This window comes from Bradyrhizobium ingae (genome assembly GCF_055791185.1).
The window spans coordinates 93,129-109,262 of sequence record NZ_JBVUBB010000021.1 but is presented as its reverse complement, the minus strand read 5'-3'; the positions used below and the strand labels follow the sequence as shown (position 1 = coordinate 109,262).

Annotated in this window: 22 protein-coding genes; 13 read left to right on the top strand and 9 right to left on the bottom strand. The window is 62.7% G+C overall.

Going from position 1 to position 16,134, the window contains the following annotated elements; all coding sequences use genetic code 11:
* Window positions 1-36: 36 nt before the first annotated feature.
* Window positions 37-747: an SDR family NAD(P)-dependent oxidoreductase gene (locus tag ACV1FX_RS26560; RefSeq protein WP_473120523.1), complete on the top strand. Its 711-nt coding sequence runs from the start codon at window positions 37-39 to the stop codon at window positions 745-747.
* Window positions 748-801: 54 nt separating this feature from the next.
* Window positions 802-2,136, top strand: a complete 1,335-nt coding sequence (locus ACV1FX_RS26555; RefSeq protein WP_473120522.1) for a threonine/serine exporter family protein — start codon at window positions 802-804, stop codon at window positions 2,134-2,136.
* Between the two features lie 120 nt (window positions 2,137-2,256).
* On the opposite strand, the gene ACV1FX_RS26550 is transcribed toward ACV1FX_RS26555, so the two are convergent.
* The 3 genes from ACV1FX_RS26550 to ACV1FX_RS26540 form a co-directional block, all read right to left on the bottom strand.
* Window positions 2,257-2,454, bottom strand: a complete 198-nt coding sequence (locus ACV1FX_RS26550; protein WP_473120521.1) for a hypothetical protein — start codon at window positions 2,452-2,454, stop codon at window positions 2,257-2,259.
* Between the two features lie 161 nt (window positions 2,455-2,615).
* Window positions 2,616-3,338 (bottom strand): Crp/Fnr family transcriptional regulator, encoded by a 723-nt coding sequence (locus ACV1FX_RS26545; RefSeq protein ID WP_473120520.1) that lies wholly within the window; start codon window positions 3,336-3,338, stop codon window positions 2,616-2,618.
* 79 nt (window positions 3,339-3,417) lie between these two features.
* Entirely contained in the window at window positions 3,418-3,660 is a 243-nt protein-coding gene (locus ACV1FX_RS26540; RefSeq protein WP_473120519.1) for a hypothetical protein, read from the bottom strand.
* An 895-nt stretch (window positions 3,661-4,555) separates the two neighbouring features.
* Here ACV1FX_RS26540 and ACV1FX_RS26535 point away from each other — a divergent pair.
* Window positions 4,556-4,987 (top strand): GFA family protein, encoded by a 432-nt coding sequence (locus ACV1FX_RS26535; protein ID WP_473120518.1) that lies wholly within the window; start codon window positions 4,556-4,558, stop codon window positions 4,985-4,987.
* A gap of 347 nt (window positions 4,988-5,334) precedes the next feature.
* On the opposite strand, the gene ACV1FX_RS26530 is transcribed toward ACV1FX_RS26535, so the two are convergent.
* Complete coding sequence (locus tag ACV1FX_RS26530; protein WP_473120517.1) at window positions 5,335-6,423, bottom strand: AI-2E family transporter; 1,089 nt, start codon at window positions 6,421-6,423, stop codon at window positions 5,335-5,337.
* Between the two features lie 264 nt (window positions 6,424-6,687).
* On the opposite strand from ACV1FX_RS26530, the gene ACV1FX_RS26525 reads away from it, so the two are divergent.
* From ACV1FX_RS26525 to ACV1FX_RS26505, 5 genes are all read left to right on the top strand, one after another.
* Complete coding sequence (locus ACV1FX_RS26525) at window positions 6,688-6,912, top strand: hypothetical protein (RefSeq protein ID WP_473120516.1); 225 nt, start codon at window positions 6,688-6,690, stop codon at window positions 6,910-6,912.
* Between the two features lie 255 nt (window positions 6,913-7,167).
* Window positions 7,168-7,926, top strand: coding sequence for an outer membrane protein (locus ACV1FX_RS26520; RefSeq protein WP_473120515.1), 759 nt, complete (start codon window positions 7,168-7,170; stop codon window positions 7,924-7,926).
* Window positions 7,927-8,065: 139 nt separating this feature from the next.
* Window positions 8,066-8,239: a hypothetical protein gene (locus ACV1FX_RS26515; RefSeq protein WP_473120514.1), complete on the top strand. Its 174-nt coding sequence runs from the start codon at window positions 8,066-8,068 to the stop codon at window positions 8,237-8,239.
* Window positions 8,240-8,342: 103 nt separating this feature from the next.
* Complete coding sequence (locus tag ACV1FX_RS26510) at window positions 8,343-8,480, top strand: hypothetical protein (RefSeq protein WP_473120513.1); 138 nt, start codon at window positions 8,343-8,345, stop codon at window positions 8,478-8,480.
* Window positions 8,481-8,571: 91 nt separating this feature from the next.
* A complete protein-coding gene (locus ACV1FX_RS26505; RefSeq protein ID WP_473120512.1) occupies window positions 8,572-8,874 on the top strand; it encodes a hypothetical protein in 303 nt (100 codons plus the stop codon).
* 26 nt (window positions 8,875-8,900) lie between these two features.
* Here the strand turns inward: ACV1FX_RS26505 and ACV1FX_RS26500 are convergent, their stop codons facing one another.
* The 3 genes from ACV1FX_RS26500 to ACV1FX_RS26490 all read right to left on the bottom strand — a co-directional run bounded on the left by ACV1FX_RS26500 (window position 8,901) and on the right by ACV1FX_RS26490 (window position 10,038).
* Window positions 8,901-9,119: a hypothetical protein gene (locus tag ACV1FX_RS26500; protein ID WP_473120511.1), complete on the bottom strand. Its 219-nt coding sequence runs from the start codon at window positions 9,117-9,119 to the stop codon at window positions 8,901-8,903.
* Window positions 9,120-9,482: 363 nt separating this feature from the next.
* The gene (locus ACV1FX_RS26495; protein ID WP_473120510.1) at window positions 9,483-9,776 is read right to left on the bottom strand and encodes a hypothetical protein; all 294 of its coding nucleotides are present in this window, start codon (window positions 9,774-9,776) and stop codon (window positions 9,483-9,485) included.
* Window positions 9,777-9,885: 109 nt separating this feature from the next.
* Complete coding sequence (locus ACV1FX_RS26490) at window positions 9,886-10,038, bottom strand: hypothetical protein (RefSeq protein WP_473120509.1); 153 nt, start codon at window positions 10,036-10,038, stop codon at window positions 9,886-9,888.
* 202 nt (window positions 10,039-10,240) lie between these two features.
* Here ACV1FX_RS26490 and ACV1FX_RS26485 point away from each other — a divergent pair, with 202 nt between their 5' ends.
* The 5 genes from ACV1FX_RS26485 (at window position 10,241) to ACV1FX_RS26465 (ending at window position 14,582) form a co-directional block, all read left to right on the top strand.
* Complete coding sequence (locus ACV1FX_RS26485) at window positions 10,241-10,828, top strand: formyltransferase family protein (protein ID WP_473120508.1); 588 nt, start codon at window positions 10,241-10,243, stop codon at window positions 10,826-10,828.
* Window positions 10,829-11,015: 187 nt separating this feature from the next.
* Window positions 11,016-11,366 carry a hypothetical protein gene (locus ACV1FX_RS26480; protein ID WP_473120507.1) on the top strand — a complete coding sequence of 117 codons (351 nt, stop codon included), beginning with the start codon at window positions 11,016-11,018 and terminating at the stop codon, window positions 11,364-11,366.
* Window positions 11,311-11,856, top strand: a complete 546-nt coding sequence (locus ACV1FX_RS26475) for a hypothetical protein (protein WP_473120506.1) — start codon at window positions 11,311-11,313, stop codon at window positions 11,854-11,856. Before ACV1FX_RS26480 ends, ACV1FX_RS26475 begins: the two co-directional genes overlap by 56 nt.
* A gap of 222 nt (window positions 11,857-12,078) precedes the next feature.
* On the top strand, window positions 12,079-12,954 hold the full coding sequence (locus ACV1FX_RS26470; RefSeq protein ID WP_473120505.1) for a DMT family transporter: 876 nt from the start codon (window positions 12,079-12,081) through the stop codon (window positions 12,952-12,954).
* 206 nt (window positions 12,955-13,160) lie between these two features.
* On the top strand, window positions 13,161-14,582 hold the full coding sequence (locus tag ACV1FX_RS26465; RefSeq protein ID WP_473120504.1) for a caspase family protein: 1,422 nt from the start codon (window positions 13,161-13,163) through the stop codon (window positions 14,580-14,582).
* Window positions 14,583-14,746: 164 nt separating this feature from the next.
* On the opposite strand, the gene ACV1FX_RS26460 is transcribed toward ACV1FX_RS26465, so the two are convergent.
* Both ACV1FX_RS26460 and cysK read right to left on the bottom strand, forming a co-directional pair.
* Window positions 14,747-14,986, bottom strand: coding sequence for a BrnA antitoxin family protein (locus ACV1FX_RS26460; RefSeq protein ID WP_449382529.1), 240 nt, complete (start codon window positions 14,984-14,986; stop codon window positions 14,747-14,749).
* Between the two features lie 3 nt (window positions 14,987-14,989).
* A complete protein-coding gene (gene cysK / locus ACV1FX_RS26455; protein WP_473120503.1) occupies window positions 14,990-15,967 on the bottom strand; it encodes a cysteine synthase A in 978 nt (325 codons plus the stop codon).
* Between the last annotated feature and the right edge of the window lie 167 nt (window positions 15,968-16,134).

The following is a 16,134-nucleotide window of genomic DNA, read 5'->3' as shown; positions in this document are numbered from 1 at the left end:
ATGCGCGCCGCTCCAACCGAGAACACGGAGGCCATCATGGATACAGAGCAGAAAGTCGCTATCATCACCGGCGCGTCGCAGGGTATCGGCGAAGCCTTGGTCAGGGGATATCGCGATCGCAATTTTCGTGTCGTCGCGAACTCCCGCTCGATCAGACAGCCGTCCGATCCGGATATCCTGGCCGTTGCCGGGGACATCGCCGATCCGAACACTGCGGAACGCATCGTGTCGCAGGCGATCCACCGCTTCGGCCGCGTCGACACCCTCGTCAACAACGCCGGCATCTTCGTCGCAAAGCCATTCACCGAATATACCGACGAAGACTATGCCAACTTGCTAGGGATCAATCTCGACGGTTTCTTCCATGTCACTCGGCGCGCAGCCAAGGAAATGCTGAAGCGCGGAGCCGGGCACATCGTGCAGATCACGAGCAGCCTTGACGAACACGCCGTCAGTAGCGTGCCGTCGGCGCTGGCCGCCCTCACCAAGGGCGGCTTGAATGCGGTAACGAAGTCGCTCGCAATCGAATATGCGAGCAAGGGTATCCGCGTCAACGCTGTGGCGCCTGGCGCTACCAAGACGCCGATGCACGGACCCGAAACATATGAGTTCCTGGCCAAGCTCCATCCGGTCGGTCGGATGGCAGAAGTGCGCGATATTGTCGATGCGGTGCTGTACCTCGAGGGTGCCGCTTTCGTCACCGGCGAGATCCTGCATGTCGACGGCGGACAGAGCGCCGGTCATTAGAAAGGCCGGGATCCGGAGCGCGTGGCGGTTTCCTCACTGCGAGACTGATCTCCAATGGCAGTCGTCCTTCGAACACCTCGAACTAATCTCGAAGCGCCGGCGTGCGAGGCGGTGCTCGGTATCGTCGCACTGGCAGCCGCCCTCCTGTTTGCTCACGGGCAGACCACGGAGCGGACGGTCGTCACCGTCGAACGGCTAGGACGCGCTTTGGGTGTACCGGTGAGGGTGCTGCCGGATTGGGACAAGCTCACGGTCGAGGTCGAAGGCACATGCTCGTCGCAGACCGCTGCGACGAAGCCACTCGCCGTCGACATGAGCAGGGTGATGGCCATCACGATGGTGGTGGAACGCTTGTGCGACGGCACGCTCGGCATCCGGGAAGCGCGGCCGGCGTTATTGTTGGCCGGAAAGTTGCCACCGGTGTCCGCGTTGCGTTTCACGTCATTTGCCGCCCTCGGCGCAGTCTCGCTCGGGGTGATCTTCGGTGCGCTCGATTTCGCGAGCCTTATGCTCATTGCAGGAAGCGCGGCCCTCGGCGCACTCGTCCGCCGTTGGCTGTCAGCAGTCAGCAGTAATCCTTTCATTCAGCCGCTTTGTGCCGCCCTCATCGCCGGTATCGTGGCCGCTGTCTCTGCCAGCAACTTGCATCAACGGACCGCAACCGCTCTGGTCGCATTCTGTCCCTGCATGGTGCTTGTGCCAGGCTCGCATCTTCTAAACGGAGCGATCGATCTCATACGCACGCGGATCGCGCTTGGACTCGCTCGCCTGGCCTATGCCGGTGTCGTTGTGGTTATGATCTGCTTCGGCCTGCTGTTGGGCTTCATCGCCCTCGGCGTCGCGCTGCCGGTCGCGGGGCCGTCCGCGCCCGTGCCGTTCCTGGCCGACGTGATTGCAGCAGGGTGCGCCGTCGCCTCCTTCGGCACCCTCTTCTCGATGCCGTGGCGCATGCTGCCATTCCCGATTGCAGCGGGCATGCTCGGGCATGCGGCGCGCTGGGCGCTGGTCTCGCTTGCCGGAGCGAACGTCGCGACGGGATCGCTTGTCGCCTGCACGATGGTCAGCATCATCGTCACGCCGGTGATCGATCGCAGGCATCTGCCATTCGCTGCAGTCGGCTTTTCCGCGGTCGTCTCGATGATGCCCGGCTTCTTTCTATTCGAGGCAGCAAGCGACGTCGTCGAGTTGGTCTCGATGGGCCCGCGCGCGCCGATAGTTCTGCTGACGAACTTGGCCGCAAATGGCGCCACGGCATTTCTGGTCGTCCTGGCGATGACCTTCGGGCTAATCCTGCCACGCATGCTGCTTGAGCACACCCTTCCTCTTCTGCCTGAAGGCCGCGCAAGCATCACGCCCGTCGCTACATCGTTCGAAAATGGCTCGGATTGAAGCTAACGCTTCTCGGACCCAGATGGGCGTTGGAAAAACTATAAGCCGCGTACTCGCGGCGCTGGCAGTCAAGAGACCATATCATGTGGAATGCATGGGTGGAGATCGCCGGCAGACGTCCTATCGGAGTTGCGCCAGTCCCTCTTCGATCGCTCGCAGATCATCATGAACATATTTTAGAGCAGCGCGTGGATTGATGCTGGCTTTGGACTGAAGCTTTTCCAGCAATTGGCGCCGAAGTTCTCTCATATCCTCTAGCTCTCGCCGGTTCTTCCCACGCACATAAGAGGAAACGAGTGTTTCGATGGTGGATGGCATTGGAGCGCCCCAAGAAGCAATTGGCGCCCTGTCCCAGTTGCCGAAGTTTCCCGATACAGTTGGTTCCGGCGATCTCATAGGTGAATCGCGTTGTCCAAAATCCACATTTCGCCCATGGCTTTGCGAAACGTTACAACGACTGGATGCAGCCGTGCTGCGTTTCAGCCAGCCGCTGATAATTCCTCCTCATACATGCATTTGAATCTTTGCCGCATCACCGCGTAACACTCGCAGGCGGCTTTCTCCAGCCGCGTTCGGTCGATCTCCAGCAATCCGCGCCGGTCGGATTTGATGCAGCTCGCAGCTCGAAGTTTGCCCATCGTTAGCGTCACCGTCGTTCGGCGCACTCCGATGAGGTGGGCAAGAGCTTCCTGTGTTAATTGAATTTGCACGTTGGCGACGCGATCCTGCAGCTCTAGCAGCCATCGCGCCATACGGCATTCCACCGGATGCACCGCATTGCAGGCGGCGACGTTCTGGAGTTGCAAGAGCTGTGTGCGAAAGTGAAGGCGCAGAATGCGCCTGATAGCGGCGCTTTGTTCAAAAGCAAGGCGCAGTTGTGCGGCGGGAACCTGGAGCGCGGCTCCCGCGGCATAAGCAGTCGCGGTAACAGGCGAACGTGAAGGACTTAGAACGGCCATAGCGCCGACCGCTCCTTCGGAGCCCATGAGCGTGGACCCCACGATGTGGCCGTCCGACATCTCAACGAGGAATGCGATGACCCCGCGGAGGGGGAAATACACCTGCCTGAACTCTTCGCCAGTTCGTACCAGTACGGTATCGAGTTCGAATGACGTTTTCTGAATGTGCGGGGCAAGCAATTCGAAATCGGCGGCTGGCAAAGCCGCCAAAAGCCCATTCCCAATGCCAGTCTGGGGGGCCATCCCGGATTATTCCCTCAAGGCACAGAAATAACCCAGATTGAACACGCGTTCGGGAGACGTGTTCCTGTTACCTCGCGGCTTAGTCCAAACGGATCTCGTAGCGGCGTTTCAGCCGGTCGCTCGTGGTTTTTGCGGCGTGCTGCACACGGGCGAGATCGCAGCCCTCCTGTGCCACAACATGCAGCGTCCAGTTCATGCCGGGAGGCTGACCTGGCTCAAATTCGACTTCGACGGAGACGATCGTTTCGGTCCCGGGAAAACTGCGGATCTCCTGCAGCGCCATACGCTCAAGATCGTCCTTGGAAACCGGAGCCCGTGACATCTGTGCCTCCTGAGCAGAGCGGCATCAACTCCGCTCTTCTCAATCGGTTCGGAAGCCGCAGCGCGCAAGCTGATCGAGATTGCCAGCGGCATCGAGCCAAGGAACTTTCCAACTGGCGTCTCGTTTGCTCGCATGGCCCACGTGACAACTCGCTCTTGGAAGCCAGAGCAGATCGAGATTTTACGGGAGTTGGTCGTAAAGGGCGTGTCGCTCCCACGCGCCACAGTCTTGCTCAAACGAACGAAAGAATCAGTCCGGACGAAGGCGCGCGACATAGGCGCACCATTCCCGTCCGTGCGCGATCTACGGAGTAAACGACTGGCCCAGGAGGCGAAGGCACGGGCGGCCATTGGAGGTTAATTGCCCTCGTGCTGATCTTTTGTTGATCTAGCTCAACTCGGCTAGCTATCCGGTGCGCCTGCTGCCGATGATCAATAATCCAAGGGGGCCACCCCATAGGGCGTGATCGGCAGTGGATTCTCCACTCGTTGACGTGGGCACTGACCGCGATGGCCCTGCTGACCCTCGCTTCTCTGCCTTGGTAGGGCCATGGGTCAGCCAGCGTGAACCTGCGGGCCGCAATAAAGACGGTACAGACGCTTGCCGCACAGTAGCTCGCCGCGGTTCGGAATCGCCGGGAATCGATCATTCGCGAAGGTGCCCGCGTCGGCGCTTTGATCCCGGCATGCGCGCTGTCTGCCGCGAGAACCGTACATCGTCCGGTCCGGATCAGCCCTGGCGACATAGGTCGGATGGGCGTACGCGGCGTCCGGGTCTATTGTACGCACCACCGGTGCCGCTACAGCGTGTTGATGATCGTTGTTCCGTTGATCATCCGTCAGCCATTGGCGTTTGCCGCCCGACCTGGCAGCGCGAGAAAGTATAGGGGATCTCGATGACCACCACTGCCCGATGCAGTTGCGGTGCCGTGACGCTATCGCTTCCTGGACCATCCACACTGGTCGTTGCCTGCCACTGCATCGATTGTCAGCGGCGAACCGGCGCGCCGTTCGGTGTCGGTGCGTTCTATCCCGCCGACGCCGTCACCGTGTCGGGTACGCCGAAAGAGTTCACGCGCGATGCGGCGAGCGGCGGGAACGTCCGGAGCTATTTTTGCACGGACTGCGGCTCAACGGTTTATTGGAAGGCCAGCAATCTGCCCGCTTTCATTGGCGTTGCCGTCGGCGCGATCGCGGACGCAAGTTATCCGGCTCCAGTCAGATCGGTGTTCGAGCAGTCGAAACATGCCTGGGTTGAAATCGGCGGCGCCGACGTTTCGCACTTCCAGCAAAGCAGCGCGCATAAGAGCTCGCGCTCGTCTGATTGATGATGCGGCCCGCGCCCGAGAAGACTACCTGCTGCAGCGCACCGCTCGCCCCCTGCCAGTTTTCTGCCATGGCCCAATCTGAGCGAACATGCTAGGCTGCCGGCACATCATTCTTCCTAGGTCTGATGTAGCGGGCTCCAGCCTTCGGACTGTCGCTCGCTTGATACTTTAGCCATTTGCGGCCCCGCCTCCGGACCTTTTGTTTCAGAGTCCGAAGGGCAATGTTTTTTAGTGCATTTCCCTCCGTTCTTCCCACAGACTCGGAGGCGGGTTTCTTTCGTGCCCTCACCGATTGCCGGTCAAGCCGTATCCCATCGCGCCGCCTCCGCGCGCGGCCAGAATGCCGGTCAGGCTCCGCTCTCGCCGTCCTTCGCGTCCGCCCGATCGTTCCTGATCCAGGCCATCGTCAATTCCCACGCCACCGACAGCACGATCGGGCCGATGAAAAGGCCGACAATACCATGGGCGAGTGTGCCGCCGATCACGCCGACGAAGATCACGACCGTGGGCGTATTGAGCCCCCGCCCCATCACCAGCGGCTTCAACATGGTGTCGATGAAACCGACGATGACGAGAAACACGGTCAGCAGCAGCGCCGTGGTGACGTCCTTTGCGGTCCAGATCCAGATGATCACGGGCAGGAGGACGAGGAAGGCGCCGATCTGCACAATCGACAGCAGCAGCACGATGAACGCGAGCAGACCGGCGCTCGGTACGCTCGCAAGCTTGAAGCCGACACCGGCGAGCAGCGCCTGAACGATCGCAACGCCGATCACCCCTTGCGACACGGCGCGGATGGTCGCGCCCGCGAGCTCCAGGAAATGCTCGCTCTGCTCGGGCACGATGCGAAACAAAAAGCCGCGGCCGGCGGCGACGAGCCGCGGACCGTGAGGAAACAGGAAGCCGGCGACGAAAACCGAGACGAGAAACTGCAGCGTTCCGACGCTGGCATCGCCGGCGAGCGACAGCAGCGGTCCGGCCAGCGGCTGCAGATACGGCGCCGCCTCGCGCAGCACCGCGCGGATGTTGTTGTAGGCCTGCTCCCAGAGCTCATAGAGCTGCGGGCCGATGATCGGCCAGGACTTGATCTGCTCCGGCGCCGACTGGAGTGCGAGGTCGCCGGTGCCGAGCTGGCGCGCGAGATCCCTGGCCCCATCGACAGCACTCAGCCCCAACCAGGTCGCGGGCCCGATGACGATGCCGAGCGTCATCAAGGTGAGGATCACCGCAGCCGTCTTGGGACGGCCGCCAAGCAGCTTGGCGAGCCAGCTGAAGGCCGGATAGAACGCGACCGCCAGCACGGCACTCCAGGTCAGGATCGGCACGAAGGGCCGGATGATCACGAACGTCCAGATGATCAGGAGCGCGAGCAGGCCGAGCCGGATCAGAAGCTGGACGATGTCCTCTCCCGTCAGGAGCTGGCGGAGGGTTTTCACGGGCGCAGCTTTCCTTAAGTCTATCGACGCGACTTCCCAGTGCGATCGGCCCGCCGCGATTGGCGCAGAGGCAGGCCCTCGCCTTATTGCCAGCCACGGACCGGGCGTCAAGCGAGCCGGCTGCATGGCGTTGCTTCGTATCGGCGCAATTCGGCGACCGGATTTGCCTAACCGCCGTTAACCGGATTTGCGCCGATCGATTTACCCGAGCGCAAGCGCTCGAAACCTACACTACCCCTGTCACCTCGAACATGTTGCTGTGCCATGGCCAATACCGTCTGGACGATCGAAGAATTCTCCTGCCCAAGCTGCAGCATGAACTACACCGCGACGCGGGAAGAGCACGAGGCCAAGCACACCGGCAGCTTCAAGTGCAGCGTCTGCAACGCCGTGGTCCACACCTGGTCCGGCAAGCATCATTTCTTTGGCTGGAAGGCCATCAAGGCGACGCCGCCGGTGTTCGGCCGGCGTTGGGCCGGCGTGCGCTGATAGGAGCGAGCACCGCCATCGCCAATATTCGCGCGATGCGCCCCACTACGACTCACATTGATGGCCCGACGCGCCAGCCCATCCGGCGGCGCAACTAGCAGTACGCCGATACTATCGATGTGGCCGCGCGGCTACAGCCGCTGCGGATCCTGCTGGATACGGTGCAGCCGGTCACGAGAGGAACCTCTCCCACGCATTGGCGTGGCTCCGCTCGCTCGCGCCGGACCGGCGGTCAATTTGAAGGACGAAACTTCCATGAAACTCAAAGCACTTTCCGGCGTCATCGCGCTCGCCATCTGCATGGCCAATTCGGCGATGGCCGCGGATGTGTCGCTGCCCTACAAGGCGGCGCCCGCAGCCCCGAACTTCTCCTGGACCGGATGCTATCTCGGCGGCAATGGCGGCGGCGGTCGCGGTATGAACGAGCAACAGCCCATTTCCGGCTTCAGCTTCAATGCGAACCACGACAGTGGATGGCTGGCCGGCGTGCAGGGTGGCTGCGACTATCAGGCCGGCTCCCTGGTGGTCGGCATCGAAGGGCAGTTCGACTGGGCCGACATGAAGGACACGACGGCAACGATCCCGACCGGCGCTGCTTTCGGTTTCCTGCTGACGACCAAGCTCGATCGCGTGGCCACCGCCACCGCGCGCGTCGGCTACGCATTCGATCGTGTGCTGTTCTACGCCAAAGGCGGCGCCGCCTTCGCTCATTTCAACCACACCATGACCGAGACGGATTTCGCAGCGCTCTCCGCCGACTTCACTGGCTCGAGGAATGTGACGGGATTCGTGGTCGGCGGCGGCGTTGAATATGCGCTGCTGCAGAACGTCTCCCTGAAGGCGGAATATAACTATTTCGACTTCGGCAGGAACGGCTACACGCTGAGCTGCACCAACAATCCGGCTTGCGTTGGGGCCCCGATCTTCCCGGCCGAGCTCCGCCAGAACATGCAAACCTTCATGCTCGGCGTGAATTGGCGCTTCAACACCGGTCCTATCGTCGCCAAATACTGATCAACGGTACTGGTCGGCGCACCGATCAATGCGACGCGCCGGGCCCGCAGCTTCGGGCCCGGCATATCTTCTGGTCTTCCTGTAATGCATGACGGGAACCTTGCGCGGTCGAGCGGCTTGTCAGGCTGCAATGAGCACCATGGCAAACCTACTCGCGCGCAAGCAGGAGCTGCTGGAGCGGCTCAAGGGCGACCCCGGCCCGCATGAGCGCGATCAAATCGAACGCCTCATCGAGCAGGTCGATACCGCGCTCAATCTGCTTGAGGACAGCGGCCAGGACTACAGCGACCGCGACCGCAGCGAGAGCCCCTGAGGGGGTTCGGCTGCATCTGCAGACCTGTTCCCACGGAACGAAATGCCCGCGCGGCCCGTTGAGACGGCGGGCCGATCTCAGAAGCATAGCAAGGGGCCAGTGGATGTCGAATGATCCCGACCGACGCGAGCGCCACAGCGAATTCTCGATGGACGACTTCTTCCTGTTCGTCTTGTCGAGCAGCTTCTGCCTGCTGGTCGTCGCAATCAGCCTCCTGATCCGGATGCCGCCCGGCTTGTGACGGTTAAGCCAATTCGCGGGGCGCCGTTTGCACTCCGTTCACCCCTGAGCGGTTAGATCGGCTGCCGTTTGCCCCTCCGCCGTAGGCCGCCATGCCGGATCTGAACGCTGTCCTCGCCAAGCTCAACGACCGCCTGCTCAGGCTCGAGGGCGAGTTGTTCGTGCTGCGCTCGCTGGCACGCGCGACGCTGACGGCTGGCGACGATCACGCGTTGCGCATGCGCAAGCTGGTCGAAGCGGCCAAGGTCGCGCTCGACGATGAGGCGCTGCGGCCACTGGACAAGCCGACCAGGAAATACGTAGAGGCTGCAAGCGCGATGGTCGATGAGCTCCTGGTCGAGCCGACCAAGGCACGGCCGCTGTTCACGGTGATCGACGGCGGCAAGGCGGACTAAAACGGGACGCGCCGCCCACGTGCGCGTCAGGCCTCGGCCGGATTGGGCGATTTGAGCCGGCTTAGTCCCGCCTCGATGATCGCGATCTCCTCGTCGACCTGACCGATGGGCAGGCTGAAATCGTAGCCGGAGCGGCTCTTCAGATCGATCGCCAGCCGCTGGCGGTGCATCATCAATGTATCGAGGCCACGGCGATTCTTCAGCCTGACATAGGCATCGACGATCTGCTCAATCGCACTCGGCATCCGGTGATTCCAGGAAGGAATAGGCCGCGCCGGATGTGCACACACCGGCGGGCCAACTCTTGTGTCGCGGTACGCAATACAAATCCGCGACAGATTCGTCGATACGCCAAGCCGGTTGAGAACCCGTTACTGCCCTGCTCGTCCGGCATTCTTTTGCGCGACGTCGCGCTCAGGATGATCGGCGCAGTGCGCGACATCGCGATGACGCGGACATGAAAAGGCCGCTGGCAATATCACCAGCGGCCGGCCGGGTTCGAAAACGGATGCGGGATGAAATGTTGCCAGCCCCGGGGAGGCGATCCTAAGAGCAGGCTGGCAGTTCGTTCTGCCCAAAACCGAACACAGGAACCAGGAATCCCCAGATCATTCCACCTCGACGCAGAAGTAGGTCCGCGGCAGCTTGCGATAGGCGGAATACCGATAATAGGGCCGATAGGCGTAGCCGCGCCGGAGCGCCGGCGGCTCCTCGCCGTAATAGGCGCCGTGATAGAAATTATAGACCGGCCCAAGGTTGCAGCGAAATTCGTTCCACGCCGGTCCGATGCGTGGCGCCACGCCAATCTCCGGCGGAATGGCCGGCCACAGTTCGCCCGCGCCCGCAGGCGGCGCGAGAGCGGCGGCAGCGGCGACGGCGGCGATGATGCATGCGTTTCGCATTGGGCAACTCCGAGAAGGCCGACGGCCCTGCTCATGGAAGCACGCGCGCGGCGGCCGACGCAATGGTGGCGATGCCGGCATGCGGCGATCTCGGGCGCGAGCGCGAGGGTCACTTTTCCTGAGCACGCATCAGGAACGAACCGACCAGACCGAACAGGCCGCCGGCCAGCAGCACATATTGCAGTACGGCCAGCGCTCGGCTCGGCGCCTCGGTCGCGCTGGTGATCTCATGGATGAGCACGGCCGACGCAATTGCGCTCATCAGCATCAATCCCGGCCATTTCGACACGGCGATCCCCTTTCGCGTTGCACGCCGGTGGGACGCGACGAACGGACAACCCGTTCGACAGGCCCGCGTCCTGCGCATTGTTGATAACCGGCCCAAGGGACTCATGGGGGGTGACAGGGCCTTATGGCGTGTTATCCGGAGATGACGAAAGCTCCCGAGACGGAACCGAGATCCCATGCGCATCACCTTGATCGGCTCCCGCCATTTCGGCGTGATCACCCTGAACATGCTGCGGGAGCACAGCGTGGACATAGCGCGGGTCGTGGTCGCCGATGGCGAGGACCGCCTCGCCACGACCGCCCGCTCGGCGGGCATCGCGGTGGTGGTCCAGGCCAATCCAAAGCTGGTGGCCGCCTCCGAGATCGCGCCAAACACCGACCTGATCATCACCGCGCACAGCCACGCCCGCGTTTCCAGGGAGGCGCTCGCCGCCTCGAGGCTTGGCGGCATCGGCTACCACCCGTCGCTGCTGCCGCGTCACCGCGGCAAGGCCGCCGTGGAATGGACGATCAAGGAGGGCGACCCGATCGCCGGCGGCACGATCTACCACCTCGCCGATCGCATGGACGCCGGCGCGATCGCCGCCCAGGACTGGTGCTTCGTCAAGAAGGGCGAGACGGCGCGCGATCTGTGGGAGCGGGCGCTGGCCCCGCTCGGCCTGAAGCTGCTTGCGGAAGTCATCGACTACATCAAGGTCCACAAGACGCTGCCGGCAAAGGCGCAAGACGAGCAATTCGCGACCGCCGCGCCGAGCCTGTCATAGGCGTCCGCCGACGATTCATCCTTAACATTGCGAATCCGGCCGATTCCGCGCCCAAAACGGCTTGAGAATGGGCAAATAAACCATTGTTTCCACAGGAACAATTTTCACTTTGGCAGCGCAGCAAATTTCTGTCACATTTCCCGCCAATAAGCGTCAGCATCTCAGACATAGGCAGGAACTGAAATTCATGCGTTTTGACCGCATTGCGTTGATTTGTACCGCCGCGATTGCCACCGGTTCGCTCGCGGCGCCCGCGTTCGCCCAAAACCCCTATGATGGCAACTGGCAGGTCACCATCGTGACCAAGAGCGGCTCCTGCGAGCCGACCGCAAGCTCCATGCTGACGGTTGCCGACGGCCGGATCACGGCGCCCGGCGCTAACGTTTCCGGCACCATCGGCCGCGAGGGTCTTGTGAAAGTTTCGATCAATGGTGCATATGCCAACGGTCAACTCAGCGGCAACGCCGGATCGGGAAAGTGGAATGGAGCATCAGCAGGCATACCGTGCAGCGGGCGCTGGGAAGCATCGCGCCAATAACCCAACCGAAGCTCGGGTCATGAACCGGCGGCTGCTTGTTGCGGCCGCCTTTTTGTTTGTGGCCTCCTTCGCAAATTCGGAGAGCAAGGCGCAGTCCGGCCCGTTCGCTGCCCTCGCCGGCAGCTGGAATGGCAGCGGCACCGTTACCCTCGACGACGGATCGACCGAACGCATCCGTTGCCGCGCCAGATACGCGCCCGCAGGTCCCACCATGGAAATGTCGCTGACCTGCGCCAGCGACGCCTACAAGTTCAACCTCTCCGCCAGTGTCCGCGCGGAAGGCAATGCCATCACCGGAAGCTGGAGCGAGGCCAGCCGCAACATCAGCGGCGTGATTTCGGGCCGCGGCGGCGGCGCAAACTTCGAGGTCGTCGTGCAGACCGCCGGCTTCAACGCCAGCATCGGGCTGCACACGAGCGGCACCAAGCAGACGGTCACGATGCGGGCCGACAGCCAGTTCCGCGGCGCCAATATCGCGCTGTCGCGCTAGCTTGGATCTGTTTGCGACGAACGATCCGGCGATCCCGCCGGATCGTTTTTTTGTGCCTCGGCGCGCAACCTTCGCCTCCCCCTCGCTCCGGAAATGCATCTGGACGTAGCCCCCTTCCCGCGCGGATACGCAACGCTGCATTCCCGGATTTGGCCGTTGCAAACTCTCGCCTGGTCGCCGATACGGGCCTGCCCTTCTCACATCCCTTCTCCTGCCGCACCGATGAGCATCACCCCGTCCAAACCGATGGCTGCGCTGTGGATGGCCGGCTGGCTGTCGCTGACCCTGGTCATGGCGGTCGCCGGACGCGAGGCGGCGCGGCAGATGAACGTCTTCCAGCTCATGGAAGTGCGCTCGCTGATCGGTTTCGTCCTGCTCTATCCGATCATCCATCGCGCCGGCGGCTTTGCGACGCTCAAGACCGTTCGCCTGCCCCAGCACATCGTGCGCAACCTGATCCACTACGTCTCGCAGCTGGGCTGGTTCTTCGCGCTGACGTTGATCCCGATCGGCCAGGTGGTGGCGATCGAGTTCACCATGCCGATCTGGACCGCGATCCTGGCTGCAAGTTTCCTGTCCGAGCGCATGACGCCGTGGAAGATTGCCGCAATCGTGCTTGGCCTCGTCGGCGTGATCATTATCGTCCGGCCAGCCACCGGCGAGATCAATCCGGGACAGTTGATCGCGCTCGGCGCCGCCGTGGGTTTTGGAGTGTCGATGGTCCTGGTGAAGTCGCTGTCGCACACCGAGAGCGCGCTGGCGATCCTGTTCTGGATGATCGTCGTGCAGGGGGTCGCGGGCTTCTTTCCAGCACTCTATGTCTGGGCCTGGCCGCCAACTTGCCTCTGGGGCTGGGTGCTGGTGGTCGCGATCTGCGGCACATTCGCGCATTATTGCCTCGCCAGCGCGATGCGCTACGCCGACGCCACCATCGTCGTGCCGATGGATTTCCTGCGGGTTCCACTGACGGCGACCGCTGGCTGGCTCCTGTATTCAGAACGGCTGGACGCATGGACGGTTTTCGGCGCCGTGCTGATCCTGCTGGGCAATCTTCTGAATCTAAAGCAGGCAGCGCGCGTTCCGGCCCGCGCGCCATGAACCAATTCGGCGTCGCCTGCGACCAAGCAGAGTAGCAAAGCGTGATCTAGGTCACGCTGAAGGGGCGGCCTCTTCGGGCATACTCGGCTATCGGCAAGGGTTGGGCGCTGTGGATGCTGACGCGCGGCGTTTTCGCGGCGGGGTTTTCGTGTAAGTTCGGGCCCATCTCGTTGCCGCTTCGAATTCGATTCTAGTGGGGATTTCAGATGCGCTATCTCACCATCATCGTTTCGCTGATGTGCATGGCGTTGTCGGTCAGCGCCGCGAAGGCCGACCGTCGTGTCGCCTTCGTGGTCGGCAACGGCGCCTACAAGAACGTCGCGCAATTGCCGAATCCGCCGATCGATGCCAAGGCGATGGCGGCGACGCTACGCAACGTCGGCTTCGAAGTGATCGAAGGGGCCAACCTCAGCCGCGATCAGATGACGGAAAAGTTGCTCGACTTCGGCCGCAAGGCGCAGGGCTCCGACATCGCCGTGTTCTATTACGCCGGCCACGGCATTGCCGTCGGCGGCACCAACTACCTCCTGCCGGTCGATGCCGACATCAAGTCGGAGATGGACGTCAAGCTGGGAGCCGCCATCAACATCGACCTGACCCTCGACCAGACCATGGGCGATGCCAAGGTGAAGCTGGTGTTCCTCGACGCCTGCCGCGACAATCCCTTTGCCGCCAAGATCAAGTCGAACTCCGCCACCCGCAGCGTCAATGTGCAGAGCGGCCTTGCCGAGATGAAGTCCGGTGAAGGCACCTTGATCGCGTTCGCGACCGGTCCGGGGCAAACGGCGCTCGACGGCCAGGAAGGCAACAACAGCCCGTTCACGCGCGCGCTGATCGACAACATCACCAAGCCCGGCATCGAGATCCAGCAGGCGATGACGTCGGTGCGCGCCCAGGTCAACGACGAGACTCACAAAGGTCAGCTTCCCTGGGGCCACACTAACCTGATCGGCGCCGTCTATCTCAATCCGTCGCAGCAGGGCCAGCAGGTGGCCAATGCGGCGCCGACCGCAACGGGGGCGGCCCCGGCCGTCGCCGGCGGCAACACGGACGCAGCCAATGTCGAGCTCGAGTACTGGCGTTCGGTGAAGGAATCCAACAAGCCGGAAGAGCTCAACGCCTATCTCTCCGCCTATCCGAACGGCCAGTTCAAGGCCCTGGCGCTGGCACGCATCGCCGCGATCCAGAACGGTCCGTCGACCGCGACCCGGACCCTGAACGCCGGCATTGATCCCGCAACCTTCACCGAGGAAGCGAGCCAACTCACCGAAGACCAGATCGGCCTGGACAAGAACCAGCGCCGCGACGTGCAGCGCCGCCTCACCGGCCTCGGTTTCGACACCAAGCAGACCGGCGTGTTCAGCGACGAGACCCGCAGCGTAATCAAACGATGGCAGGCCGCCCGCGGCTATCCGGCCTCCGGCTACTTCAACAAGCTCCAGCACAAGGCGCTGCTCTCCGAGATCGTCGCCACGGCCGCGCCGACTGCCAGCAGCAGCCCGCAGCCTCCCCGTCGCGCCCCCAGCAACGCTGCCAGCGCGCCAGCGCCGGCCCAGCGCAGCGGCGGCGGCGACGCTGCCGGCGCAGCCTTCATCGGCGGTGTCATGGGCGGCATGTTGCGAAGGTAAGACGCAAAGCCGCAGCATCAGACCAGCGACAACAAAAAGCCCGGCTCGCGCCGGGCTTTTCCTTGTATCCCCTCATGGTGAGGAGGCGCATCTGTGCCGTCTCGAACCAAGCGGGCCGCGCGGTTGCTCCTTGGCCTTCATCCTTCGAGACGCGCGTTCCGCGTTTACTTCCCCGCCGCCTTGCGCAGCGCATCGTTGATCCGGTCTTGCCAACCCGGGCCGCTGGACTGAAAGAACTCCAGCACGTCCTGATCGATCCGCAAGGTGACCTGCTCCTTGATGCCGGGCGCCACGTTCTTCTTCGGCGGAGCCTCGGCGACCTTGGCGGTCACCTTCTTGAACGCGGCTTCGGCCTCCGTCCTGGCATCGCCCAGGGTCCGCGGCCGCCTCGGTTGATCCGCCATGTGCTAGATTCCCTCAAACAGAGCGGTTGAAAGATAGCGCTCGGAGAACGACGGCACCACCGCCAGGATGGTTTTTCCCGCAGCTTCCGGCCGCTTGCCGATCTGGAGCGCAGCCGCGATCGCCGCGCCCGACGAGATGCCGCCGGGGATACCCTCATGCCGCGCCAGTGCGCGCGAGGTTTCGATCGCGGTCGTCGAGTTGACCTTCACGATCTCGTCGATCACCGAGCGATCGAGAATATCGGGAATGAAGCCTGCGCCGATGCCCTGGATCTTGTGCGGGGTGTGCTGACCGCCTGACAGCACCGGGCTTTCCTCCGGCTCGACCGCCACGACCCGCAAGGACGGCTTGCGGGGCTTGAGGACCTGGCCGACACCCGTGATGGTGCCGCCGGTGCCGACACCTGCGACGAAGAAATCGATGTTGCCACCGGTGTCGTTCCAGATCTCCTCGGCGGTCGTGCGGCGGTGCACCTCGGGATTGGCGAGGTTCTTGAACTGCTGCGGCATCACCGAGTTCGGCGTCGTCTTGAGCAGTTCTTCGGCGGTTGCGATCGCGCCCTTCATGCCCTGGGCCGCCGGCGTCAGCACGATTTCGGCGCCGAGGAAGGCCAGCATCTTGCGCCGCTCGATCGACATCGATTCCGGCATCACCAGTTTCAGACGATAGCCGCGCGAGGCGGCGACAAAGGCGAGCGCGATGCCGGTATTGCCGGAGGTCGGCTCGATCAGCACCGTATCGGGCTTGATGATACCTGCCTTCTCCATGGCAATGATCATGGCAGCGCCGATGCGGTCCTTCACGCTCGCGGCCGGATTGAAATATTCAAGTTTTGCGAGAATGGTCGCATTCACGCCGTGCAGGCCCGGCATCCGGCGCAGCCGCACGATCGGCGTGTCGCCGAAAGCGTCCACGATCGAGTCATAAACCCGGCCGCGGCCGGCTGAGTGCACTGCACCCGTGGTGGACGAAGCGTCCATGATAAGCTCCCTATGGCAACAATACTCGCCTTGTCAGCGATCTTGTTCAGTTAGAGGCAGCGTGTGACGACACGCAAGCAACAATGAGATGCATTTGCCATTCGCTGCATCGCAAAATCGCTCGAAGATTAAATATCAGAAAACCAACGTATTTGTGTTGCGACCTC

What these genes read in the sequence shown, in the direction of transcription:
- cysK (WP_473120503.1), bottom strand. Translation starts at nt 15,967, where the DNA reads ATGGACGCTTCGTCCACCACGGGTGCAGTGCACTCAGCCGGCCGCGGC.
- ACV1FX_RS26485 (WP_473120508.1), top strand. Translation starts at nt 10,241, where the DNA reads ATGCGCATCACCTTGATCGGCTCCCGCCATTTCGGCGTGATCACCCTG.
- ACV1FX_RS26480 (WP_473120507.1), top strand. Translation starts at nt 11,016, where the DNA reads ATGCGTTTTGACCGCATTGCGTTGATTTGTACCGCCGCGATTGCCACC.
- ACV1FX_RS26545 (WP_473120520.1), bottom strand. Translation starts at nt 3,338, where the DNA reads ATGGCCCCCCAGACTGGCATTGGGAATGGGCTTTTGGCGGCTTTGCCA.
- ACV1FX_RS26555 (WP_473120522.1), top strand. Translation starts at nt 802, where the DNA reads ATGGCAGTCGTCCTTCGAACACCTCGAACTAATCTCGAAGCGCCGGCG.
- ACV1FX_RS26550 (WP_473120521.1), bottom strand. Translation starts at nt 2,454, where the DNA reads ATGCCATCCACCATCGAAACACTCGTTTCCTCTTATGTGCGTGGGAAG.
- ACV1FX_RS26500 (WP_473120511.1), bottom strand. Translation starts at nt 9,119, where the DNA reads ATGCCGAGTGCGATTGAGCAGATCGTCGATGCCTATGTCAGGCTGAAG.
- ACV1FX_RS26540 (WP_473120519.1), bottom strand. Translation starts at nt 3,660, where the DNA reads ATGTCACGGGCTCCGGTTTCCAAGGACGATCTTGAGCGTATGGCGCTG.
- ACV1FX_RS26560 (WP_473120523.1), top strand. Translation starts at nt 37, where the DNA reads ATGGATACAGAGCAGAAAGTCGCTATCATCACCGGCGCGTCGCAGGGT.
- ACV1FX_RS26515 (WP_473120514.1), top strand. Translation starts at nt 8,066, where the DNA reads ATGGCAAACCTACTCGCGCGCAAGCAGGAGCTGCTGGAGCGGCTCAAG.
- ACV1FX_RS26490 (WP_473120509.1), bottom strand. Translation starts at nt 10,038, where the DNA reads ATGAGCGCAATTGCGTCGGCCGTGCTCATCCATGAGATCACCAGCGCG.
- ACV1FX_RS26470 (WP_473120505.1), top strand. Translation starts at nt 12,079, where the DNA reads ATGAGCATCACCCCGTCCAAACCGATGGCTGCGCTGTGGATGGCCGGC.
- ACV1FX_RS26495 (WP_473120510.1), bottom strand. Translation starts at nt 9,776, where the DNA reads ATGCGAAACGCATGCATCATCGCCGCCGTCGCCGCTGCCGCCGCTCTC.
- ACV1FX_RS26465 (WP_473120504.1), top strand. Translation starts at nt 13,161, where the DNA reads ATGCGCTATCTCACCATCATCGTTTCGCTGATGTGCATGGCGTTGTCG.
- ACV1FX_RS26510 (WP_473120513.1), top strand. Translation starts at nt 8,343, where the DNA reads ATGTCGAATGATCCCGACCGACGCGAGCGCCACAGCGAATTCTCGATG.
- ACV1FX_RS26535 (WP_473120518.1), top strand. Translation starts at nt 4,556, where the DNA reads ATGACCACCACTGCCCGATGCAGTTGCGGTGCCGTGACGCTATCGCTT.
- ACV1FX_RS26475 (WP_473120506.1), top strand. Translation starts at nt 11,311, where the DNA reads ATGGAGCATCAGCAGGCATACCGTGCAGCGGGCGCTGGGAAGCATCGC.
- ACV1FX_RS26520 (WP_473120515.1), top strand. Translation starts at nt 7,168, where the DNA reads ATGAAACTCAAAGCACTTTCCGGCGTCATCGCGCTCGCCATCTGCATG.
- ACV1FX_RS26525 (WP_473120516.1), top strand. Translation starts at nt 6,688, where the DNA reads ATGGCCAATACCGTCTGGACGATCGAAGAATTCTCCTGCCCAAGCTGC.
- ACV1FX_RS26460 (WP_449382529.1), bottom strand. Translation starts at nt 14,986, where the DNA reads ATGGCGGATCAACCGAGGCGGCCGCGGACCCTGGGCGATGCCAGGACG.
- ACV1FX_RS26505 (WP_473120512.1), top strand. Translation starts at nt 8,572, where the DNA reads ATGCCGGATCTGAACGCTGTCCTCGCCAAGCTCAACGACCGCCTGCTC.